Origin of the sequence: Pseudomonas sp. B329 (assembly GCF_023127835.1) — a bacterium.
GTDB classification, from domain to species: Bacteria; Pseudomonadota; Gammaproteobacteria; order Pseudomonadales; family Pseudomonadaceae; genus Aquipseudomonas; species Aquipseudomonas synxantha_A.
The window spans coordinates 1-5,730 of the sequence record NZ_SPKP01000035.1 but is presented as its reverse complement, the minus strand read 5'-3'; the positions used below and the strand labels follow the sequence as shown (position 1 = coordinate 5,730).

2 protein-coding genes are annotated in these 5,730 nt (G+C 63.0%); both read left to right on the top strand.

What is annotated here, in order from left to right:
• Nucleotides 1–572, top strand: a 572-nt coding sequence (locus E4P00_RS18035) for a phosphopantetheine-binding protein (protein ID WP_248132377.1), incomplete at its 5' end; no start/stop codon positions are given.
• 3 nt (nucleotides 573–575) lie between these two features.
• Nucleotides 576–5,730, top strand: a 5,155-nt coding sequence (locus E4P00_RS18030; RefSeq protein ID WP_248132375.1) for a non-ribosomal peptide synthetase, incomplete at its 3' end; no start/stop codon positions are given.

Genomic DNA, 5,730 nt, shown 5'->3' with positions numbered 1-5,730 from the left:
GTTTGCGCGAGCAGGTCAGCGTCGGTGAAACCGTGGTGGTCGCCCAGGAGGGGCCGACCGGCAAGCAGTTGGTGGCCTATGTAGTGCCGGCAGATGTCAGCCTGGCAGACCCCGCCGAGTTCCGCGATGCCCTGCGGCGAGCCTTGAAAGCCGACCTGCCGGACTACATGGTGCCCAGCCACTTCGTATTCCTGGCGCAAATGCCGCTGACCCCCAACGGCAAGCTCGACCGCAAGGGCTTGCCATTGCCGGATGCGAGCCAGATGCAGCAACAGTACGTGGCCCCGCAAACCGAGCTTGAACAACAGATCGCTGTGATCTGGGCCGACATCCTGCACCTGCCGCAAGTGGGCCTGAACGACAACTTCTTTGAAGTCGGCGGCCATTCCTTGCTGGCGATCCAGATCACCTCCCGGGTGCAAGCCGAATTGGGCCTTGACGTGCCGCTGATGGAACTGTTCCAGACCGATTCGCTGCGTGCCTACGTGCAGGCGGCAGCCACTTTCCGCGCCGGCAGCGTGGAGGATTTTGATGACCTGCGTGACTTTTTGAGCGAACTAGAGGCGATTTGAACCATGCTTTCCAACCCTAATATCGACTTGGTGTCGCGCTTTCTTCGCTTGCCTCTGGAGCAGCGCCAGCAGTTTTACCAGCGCCTGCAAAGCCGGGGCATGAGTTTCGCTCAACTGCCGATTGCCTCGATCCGCGAGGACGGCCAACATCTGCCGCTGTCCTACGCTCAAGAGCGCCAGTGGTTTCTTTGGCAACTGGATCCGGACAGCACCGCCTATCACATCCCCGGCGCCCTGCGTCTGCACGGGCACTTGGACCTGGCGGCATTGCAGCGCAGTTTCGACAGCCTGCTGGCCCGGCATGAGAGCTTGCGCACACAACTGGTCGAGGACGGCGAACGCCTCTGGCAAGCGGTGATGCCCCAGGCGCGGGTGCAGATCCACCAGGCGCGTATCGACGAGGCACAGTTGATGGCGCGGGTGGAAGCCGAAGTCGCACGGCCGTTCGATTTGCACCAGGCGCCGTTGTTGCGCGTGACGCTGCTGCAACTGGCCGAAGATGAACATGTGCTGGTGATGGTGCAGCACCACATCGTCTCCGATGGTTGGTCGATGCAAGTGATGGTCGAAGAGCTGGTGCAGTTCTACGCTGCTCACAGTCAGGGCCATGATTTGCAACTGCCTGAGCTGCCGATCCAGTACGCCGACTACGCCCTGTGGCAACGAGGCTGGATGGAGGCCGGAGAGCAGGCGCGCCAGCTGGCCTATTGGCAGGCCCTGCTGGGCGGCGAGCAGCCGGTGCTTGAGCTACCGCTGGACCGCCCGCGTCCGGCGCAGCAAAGCCATCGCGGTGCAAGCGTGCAGGTGCATCTGCCACCGGCTCTGGTGGCCGGTATCAAGCGCCTGGCGCAGCAGGAGGGTGTGACGGCGTTCATGCTGTTGCTGGCGTCGTTCCAAGCCCTGTTGTATCGCTACAGCGGGCAGTCGGACATTCGTATTGGCGTGCCGAATGCCAACCGAAACCGTGTCGAAACCGAGCGGTTGATCGGCTTCTTCGTCAATACACAGGTGCTCAAGGCTGACCTCGACGGGCAGATGAGCTTTGCCGAACTGCTGCAACAAACCAAGCGTCGCGCCCTGGAGGCCCAGGCCCATCAGGATCTGCCGTTCGAACAACTGGTGGTGGCGTTGCAGCCCGAACGCAGCTTGAGCCACAACCCATTGTTCCAGGTGATGTTCAACCACCAGACCGATGCCCAGGGCGGCCGCGAAGGCCAGCAGTTACCGGGCCTGCGTGTGGTGGAACTGGAGTGGGACAGCCCGACCACCCATTTCGATCTGAGCCTGGATACCCATGAATCCGCCGAGGGCCTCTGGGCTGCGCTGACCTATGCCACTGACTTGTTCGACGCCGCTACCGTCGAGCGCTTGGCGCAGCACTGGCAGCACGTGTTGCAGGCGGTGGTGAACGCACCGCGCAGCCGTCTCTGCGAGCTGCCGATGCTGAGTGCAGTGGAGCAACAGGTGATGCTCCAGGATTGGAATGCTCCGGCGTGTGCCACCACCCTGCACGCGGTGCACCGGCTGTTTGAAGCCCAGGCCGACCGGCAGCCAGGCCGCCAGGCCCTGGCCCTGGATGACCAGGCCCTCAGCTATGGCGAACTGAACCGCCAGGCCAACCGCCTGGCGCATTACCTGCTGGCTCAGGGCATCGGCCCGCATGGGCCGGTGGGGATCTGCATCGAGCGCTCCTTTGCCATGGTGGTCAGCTTGCTGGCGGTGCTCAAGACGGGCGCAGCCTATGTGCCGTTGGACCCTGAGTACCCGCGCGAACGCCTGGTGCATATGCTTGAGGACAGCGGCGTCGGCCTGGTGTTGACTCAATCCCACCTGCGCGGGCGCCTGCCGTTGCCGGCTCATGTGTCGTCCGTGGATATTGACCTGGCCCCATTGGCGCAGTGCTCCGAGGACAATCTACCGACTGATGTCGAGCCCCAGAGCCTGGCGTACGTGATCTACACCTCCGGCTCCACCGGCAAGCCCAAGGGGGTTGCCATCAGCCATGCTGCCCTGAGTGAGTTCGTTGGCATCGCGGCGGATTACTCGCAACTGGTTGCCCAAGACCGGGTGTTGCAGTTTGCCACCCTGAACTTCGACGGTTTTGTCGAGCAGTTGTACCCGGCCCTGACCCTCGGTGCCACCGTAGTACTGCGCGGCCCGCAACTGTGGGACGGTGCCGAGCTGTATCGGCAGATCATCGCCCAGGGCATCACCTTGGCCGACTTGCCCACGGCCTACTGGAAGCTGTTCCTGCAAGACTGCCTGGCAGCGGGCCCGAGGTCTTATGGTGCCTTGCGCCAGATCCATATCGGCGGCGAAGCCATGCCGTTGGATGGCCCACTCCTGTGGCAGCGCGCAGGGCTTAGCCATGTGCGCTTGCTCAACACCTACGGGCCTACCGAGGCCACGGTGGTCTCCAGTGTGCTGGACTGCACCGACGCGAGCGCCGTCAGCGCCGCCGGTGCCAGCCCGATTGGCCGGGCGCTGCCAGGGCGTGGCCTGTATGTGCTGGACCGCGACCTGAACTTGCTGGCGCTGGGCGCAGTCGGTGAACTCTATATCGCCAGCGCCAGTGGCTTGGCCCGCGCTTATTTACAACGGCCGGGCCTGACTGCCGAACGTTTCGTCGCGGACCCGTTCGGCGCGGCAGGCGAGCGCCTGTACCGCACGGGCGACCTGGCGCGTTATCGCGCCGACGGCGTGGTGGAGTATGTCGGGCGGGTCGACCACCAGGTCAAGATCCGTGGTTTCCGCATTGAACTGGGTGAGATTGAAAGCGTACTGCTGGCTCAGGACAGTGTGCGTGAAGCCTTGTTGCTGGCGGCTGACAACCAACTGGTGGCCTACCTGGTGCCGGCGCAGACGCTGTCTGAAACCGAGCGCGCGGAGGCTGGCGAACAACTGATGCTGACCTTGCGTGAACACCTGCCGGACTACATGGTGCCAGCGCACCTGATCTTCCTCGACCACATGCCTTTGAACCCCAACGGCAAGCTGGACCGCCAGGCGCTGCCCAAACCCGAAGCCGCCGCCTTGCAACAGGACTGGCTGGCGCCGGTCACGCCGTTGCAGCAACAGGTGGCAGCGATCTGGGCGGATGTCCTCGGCACCGAGCACGTGGGCCTGAACCAGCACTTTTTCGAGCTGGGCGGGCATTCGCTGTTGGCGATGCAGGTGGTATCACGGATTCGCCAGACCCTGAGCCTGGAAGTGCCGCTCAAGGCCGTGTTCGAACACCCACGCCTGGAGGCATTTGTCACCGCCTTGCAGGCCCAGGACAGCCCGATGCCGACGGCGCCACCTCTGCTGCCGGCGGGCCGCGAGCAGCCGTTGCCGTTGTCTTATGCCCAGGAGCGTCAATGGTTTCTGTGGCAACTGGAGCCCCAGAGTGCGGCGTATCACATCCCCAGTGCATTACGCTTGAAAGGGCAGTTGGATCCAGGCGCGCTTCAGCACAGTTTCGATAGCTTGCTGGCGCGCCATGAAAGCTTGCGCACCCATATTCGCCAGGATCACGACGGCGCGGTGCAAGTGATTGAACCGCAGGTGGCCTTGCCGATCACCCAGACTGATGTCGATGAGGCCCAGCTTCAGGCCCGGGTAGAAGCGTTGATTGCCCAGCCGTTCGACCTGCAGCAGGGCCCGTTGCTACGCGTGACGTTGCTGCGCCTGGCCGCCGACGAGCATGTGTTGGTGCTGGTGCAGCATCATATCGTCTCCGATGGTTGGTCAATGCAGTTGGTGGTCGAGGAGTTGGTGCAGTTGTATGCCGGTTACAGCCAAGGCCAGGATGTGCCGCTACCGGTGTTGCCGATCCAGTACGCCGATTATGCCGTATGGCAGCGTAACTGGATGGACGCCGGCGAGAAGCAACGTCAACTGGCCTACTGGCGTGAGCTGTTGGGCGGTGAGCAGAGCGTGCTGGAGTTGCCGTTCGACCACCAGCGCCCGGCGGTGCAGAGCCACCGTGGCGCGCGCCTGGCCTTCGAGCTGGCGCCCGAACTCACTCAGGGCCTCAAGGTGTTGGCGCAAGAGCAGGGCGTGACCCTGTTCATGTTGCTGCTGGCATCGTTCCAGACTTTGTTGCACCGCTACAGCGGCCAGGAAGAAATACGCGTCGGTGTGCCGATTGCCAACCGCAATCGCAGCGAGACCGAGCGGCTGATCGGCTTTTTCGTCAACACTCAGGTGCTCAAGGCGGATGTGCATGGGCAGATGAGTGTCGAGCAGTTGTTGCAGCACGTTCGGCAACGCGCGGTCGAGGCCCAGGCCCACCAGGACTTGCCGTTCGAACAACTGGTGGAAGCTCTGCAACCCGAGCGTAGCCTGAGTCACAACCCGTTGTTTCAGGTCATGTTCAACCACCAGACCGATGTCGGCCAGGTCCAGGTTCAGCGCCAATTGCCAGCGTTGCAGGTGGAAGGGCTGGAGTGGGAAAGCAAGACCGCTCATTTCGACCTGGACCTGGATATCCAGGAGTCCACCGAAGGCATATGGGCCACCCTGGGTTATGCCCAGGACCTGTTCGAAGCTGGCACTGTGCAACGCATGGCGCGCCACTGGCAGAACCTGCTGCAGGGGATGGTTGCCAACCCGCGGCAGCAGCTCAGTCAGTTGAGCTTGCTGGACGCGGCCGAACAACAACAGATCCTGCAACTCTGGAACCGCACGGATTCTGGCTTCTCGGCCGAGCGCTGGGTGCACGAATTGTTTACCGATCGCGCCCGGGAAAACCCGACGGCGGTGGCGGTGAAGTTCGACGCACAAACCCTGAGCTACGGCGAACTGGATCGCCAGGCCAACCGTCTGGCTCATGCCCTGATTGCCCGTGGCGTCGGCCCGGAAGTGCGCGTGGCGATTGCCATGCCGCGCAGCGCCGAGATCATGGTGGCGTTCCTGGCGGTGATGAAAGCCGGTGGCGTGTATGTGCCGCTGGATATCGAGTACCCGCGTGATCGCTTGCTGTACATGATGCAGGACAGCCGCTCGAAATTGCTGCTGACTCATTCTGCAGTGCAGCAGCGGTTGCCGATCCCGGAGGGCCTGGAAGCCTTGGCGGTGGATCAGGTGCACGCCTGGTCAAGTTATAGCGAAACAGCTCCGAATGTGGCGCTGGATGGCGACAACCTCGCCTACGTGATCTACACCTCCGGTTCCA